The sequence below is a fragment of the Romboutsia sp. genome (assembly GCF_035470145.1).
Taxonomy (GTDB): Bacteria; Bacillota; Clostridia; order Peptostreptococcales; family Peptostreptococcaceae; genus Romboutsia_D.
The window spans coordinates 1-4,633 of sequence record NZ_DATIRC010000027.1 but is presented as its reverse complement, the minus strand read 5'-3'; the positions used below and the strand labels follow the sequence as shown (position 1 = coordinate 4,633).

Annotated in this window: 3 protein-coding genes; all 3 read left to right on the top strand. The window is 27.2% G+C overall.

Going from position 1 to position 4,633, the window contains the following annotated elements:
* Window positions 1-152 precede the first annotated feature (152 nt).
* The 3 genes from VLM92_RS01235 (at window position 153) to VLM92_RS01225 (ending at window position 4,481) form a co-directional block, all read left to right on the top strand.
* Window positions 153-1,262 (top strand): histidinol-phosphate transaminase, encoded by a 1,110-nt coding sequence (locus tag VLM92_RS01235; RefSeq protein WP_325274534.1) that lies wholly within the window; start codon window positions 153-155, stop codon window positions 1,260-1,262.
* Window positions 1,263-1,295: 33 nt separating this feature from the next.
* Entirely contained in the window at window positions 1,296-2,396 is a 1,101-nt protein-coding gene (gene hisC / locus VLM92_RS01230; protein ID WP_325274533.1) for a histidinol-phosphate transaminase, read from the top strand.
* Window positions 2,397-2,723: 327 nt separating this feature from the next.
* The gene (locus VLM92_RS01225; RefSeq protein WP_325274532.1) at window positions 2,724-4,481 is read left to right on the top strand and encodes a sigma-54 interaction domain-containing protein; all 1,758 of its coding nucleotides are present in this window, start codon (window positions 2,724-2,726) and stop codon (window positions 4,479-4,481) included.
* Window positions 4,482-4,633 lie beyond the last annotated feature (152 nt).

Below are 4,633 nucleotides of genomic sequence, written 5' to 3'. Positions count from 1 at the left end.
TAGAAGCCCTCTAAAATACACACTTTTCAGAAAAAATTAATTTTGGCATATATTTTGCTAATAATTAATAGCAGTCTAATTAAAAAGGAGTTAGATGAAAATTATATTTACATTATATAATTATTAAATTGTTTTCAAAGGGGGTTAAAAATATGAAGTTTAAAGTAAATGAACACCTTGTAAACTTTCAAAAAATGAGTTATGTCAAGAATGATGAAGATGAAATACATGTTGAAAAAGATGTTATTGATTGTTCTCTTGGAATAAATCCATTTGGATATTCAAATTTAATTTCTAATGAAAAGGAGCTATTTTTAAAAACAAAAATTAATATATATCCTCAATACCCATATGTAGAAATGAGAAAAGAAATTGCTAAGTATTGGGCAGATGTAGTTGATATCAGAAGCGACAATATAAGACTTGGGAATGGATCAGTAGGAGTTCTTGATACAATAAATAAGATTTTTATTGAAAAAAATTCACGAGTATTAGGATACTGCCCTCAGTTTACAGAATATATAACTGATGTACGATGTCATGGAGGAATTTATGAATATGTTGAATTAAAGCAGCAAAATAATTATAAATTTGATTATAAAGAGATAATGAATAGAATGTGTGATGAACATCGAATTATCTATATTGATAATCCTAACAATCCAACAGGTCAGATTATACCATTATTGCAATTAAGCGATATTATTGAAAAGGCAGAAAAAATGAATATATGCGTTATTGTAGATGAAGCCTATGGGGATTTTATGAGCAAAGAAAACTCTGCAATTTCTCTCGTTAATAAATTTACCAATTTATTTGTTATTAGAACATTTTCAAAAGGCTTTGGGCTTGCTGACTTACGAGTGGGTTATGTAGTTTGTAGTGAGCAACTATTAGAATATTATGAAAAAGTAGATATGCCTTTTACTGTAACTACCGTTAGCCAGTATATATCTCAAGTGGCACTAAAGGATAAAATGTTTATAGAGAATTCTATTTGTAATATAAAAAGAATAAAGGAAGAGTTTATTAATGCATGTTCAAAAATAAAGGTTGCAGAAACTAGTTTGGAAGTTCCTATTATGGTTTTACAACATCCAAATGAGGAAATTGATTTGTATAAAGAGTTTTTAAAATACAAGGTACTTACAGAGTCGGGCGAAGATTTCATAGCAATGGGAAAAAATGCTGTAAGATTAAGAATTCCTGAGAATATAGAAGAATTACTTAATGCTGTAAAAGCTATTGAAAAATATATATAAATATTAAAATAGAATTTTAAGGAGAGTGATGGTATGTCAAAAAAAATATTCAGAAATGAATTATCTAAATTAATACCTTATGTTCCGGGAAAACCAATAGAAGAAGTAAAAAAGGAACTAGGGATAGAAGAAATAGAGAAACTGGCATCTAATGAAAATCCGTTAGGGCCATCTCTTAAAGCTATTGAAGCAATAAAAAAAGAAATTGAAAATATCCATATATATCCTGATGCTTCTGCAATGGAATTAAGAAAGGAAATTGCTAAAGAGTATGATTTAAGCTATGAAAATGTAGTAGTAGGCAATGGAGGAGAGCAGGTTTTACAAATGATTGCTCAAACCTTTATTAATGAAGGTGATGAAGCAATTATGGCTGCCACTACTTTTGGATTATATAGTACTAGTATTTTACATATGGGGGGAGTTCCGATAAAGTTGCCACTAAAAGATTATAAACATGATTTTGAAGGATTCGTCAGTAAATTAACTGAAAAGACGAAGCTAATTTATGTTTGTAATCCTAACAATCCAACTGGTAATATTATGACTAAGGATGAAGTTGATTATTTAATTGCAAATGTTCCAGAAGATGTTGTTATAGTATTTGATGAAGCTTATTACGATTATGCTAAGATAAATCAAGACTATCCAGAAACATTGAGTATATTGAAAAAAAGACCAAACACAATAATCTTAAGAACCTTTTCAAAAGTAGCAGGAATTGCAGCAGTTAGGGTAGGATTTGTACTAACTTCAAAGGAAATAGCTATTGAGATGAGTAAAGTAAAAGGTGTTTTTAATGTTAATAAGCTTGCTCAAACAGCAGCTAGGGGTGCTTTAAAGGATAAAGAACATATAGAAAAAACCGTTGAACTTAACTACAAGTCATTGGCTATAATGGAAGAATACTTTAATGAAATGGGTTTAGAATATATTAAGTCTAATTCAAACTTTGTGTTTATAAATGTAAATATGGATTCAAGGGTTATATTTCAAAATCTTATGGAAAAAGGAATATTAATTAGACCTGGATATTTATGGAACTGGGACAATTGGATAAGAGTTAGTACAGGAACTATACAGCAAACCGAGAAGTTTTTAGAAAAACTTCATAATGTATTGAATAAAGACTAACAAGATTTTTTATTTATTTGTACATGAAAAATATATAAATAACATTTGTTGTCTAAAAAATGCAAACCCTATGAAACTATATAAATATTTCATAGGGTTTATGTTTGTGTAAATAAAATTTTAATTAATACAACATTATATTAGTATATTTTATTGACTTTATAATCCTATTTCTATGCTCTCTTCCATATATTGATGGTGATTGTATAAATATGTAGACACGAAAATCTAAACACTGTAAAATATATTTAATGAAGGAAATAAGTATATACAAATGGCAAAAGGTAATAAAATAAGAAAGCACAAAGAATAAGGGAAGGGGAAAAAATGGATAATAGTGTAATTATAAAGTATTTATATTCATTGCTTATAAATAAAAATGTTGAAGTTCAAAATAGAAATTATATTGATGTAATCAAAGACTGTTTTTATCTGGAAACTGACCATATTGAACAACAATGCTATATATTTTTAATGGATATTAATAAAACAATTATTGCTACTTATGATTATGAAGGCAATAGAAGATTAGATGATTTTGTAAATAAAAGTATTGATTTACAGTTTGATGAAACATTACAGCAGATAAAATTAACAAAGACATTTAAATTAGGGGATAAAGAACATAGTGTATATTTGTATTTATATAAAACATCTAACTTCAACAATTCACATTATTATTTGTACGTGCTAACACAGGATGAAAATAACCTAAAGTATAATGAGTTATTAGAAAAGATCAATCGATATATGGAAAAGTCTATACAATTGATTAATAAGTATAGTAATCACAATAATTTATTGATGAGGGCATTAGATGCAGTAAATGATGGAATATCTTTGTGCGATAAAGATGGATATATAGTATATGCCAATGATGCATGTTGCAATATTATAGAAACTAATAAAGAAAAATTACATAATAAATATATAGGCAATATTTCAAAGGAAAAACCTATGCTTCTTCAAATTCTAGAAAATAAAAATAGTATTATTGATGTAGAATATTATTTAAGAATTGAAGAAAAAGCAATACACTTAATCAATTCGGCATATCCTATATTTAATGATAAAGGAGACATTATAGGAGCTATTGATATATTTAGAGGTATCGAACGAACTAAAAAGCTTGCTAATACTATTGCTGGTTATCAAGCGTTTTTCACATTCAGTGATATCATAGGTCAGAGTAGAAAAATAAAAGAAAACATAAACTTAGCAAAGGTTTTTGCCAAAACTAATGAAAATATTTTAATACTTGGAGAAAGTGGTACAGGAAAAGAATTGTTTGCTCAATCTATTCATAATTACAGCAATAGAAGGGAGAAACCTTTTATTGCATTAAATTGTGCAAATTTCCCAAATGAATTAATAGATAGTGAATTATTTGGATATGAGGAAGGAGCTTTTACTGGAGCAAGAAAGGGAGGCAAGCTTGGGAAATTTGAACTGGCAAATGGAGGTACATTATTTCTTGATGAATTAGGAGAAATGGAAATTCATCTTCAAGCAAAGCTTTTACGTGTTCTTGAGACAATGTGTATCAATAGAATTGGTGGGAACAAACCAATTAGAGTTGATGTAAGGATTATTGCTGCTACTAATAGAGAACTAGAAAAGCTGGTGAAAGAGGGTAAATTTAGAAAAGATTTATATTATAGATTAAAGGTTCTTTGTCTAGAGATACCTCTTTTAAGGGAAAGAGATAATGATATTTTATTACTTTCAGACTATTTTATTAAAAAATTACAGAAAAAAATAAATAGAAATATAAGCGGTATGAGTGATGAAGCTAAAGAAATGCTTATGAGATATACGTGGCCAGGAAATATAAGAGAGCTTGAAAATACTATATCAAGGTTATTATATGTTTGTAATAGTGATTATATAACAGCAAAAGATTTAAAGAGGGCTGGTTTAAAAGAACCGGAATATGAACAAATTATAAAAAAAGATTCAATTAAAATTAATAAGGAAATTATACTAGATATTTTAAAATCAACAGGTGGAAATAAAAAAAGAGCAGCAGAAATATTAGGTGTTTCGAGACCTACTTTTTATAAACTATTAAAAAAATATGAATAATATTAATTAATGTTAACAATTTTACATGTAAAATTGTTAACACATAAGTTAGAATATATAATTATAGTCTTGTTTATATGAGACATTATGATAGAATTTAGAAAAATAAAATTTTATGAAAAGAATAATAATTAAAATATAAAAGGAGTTAA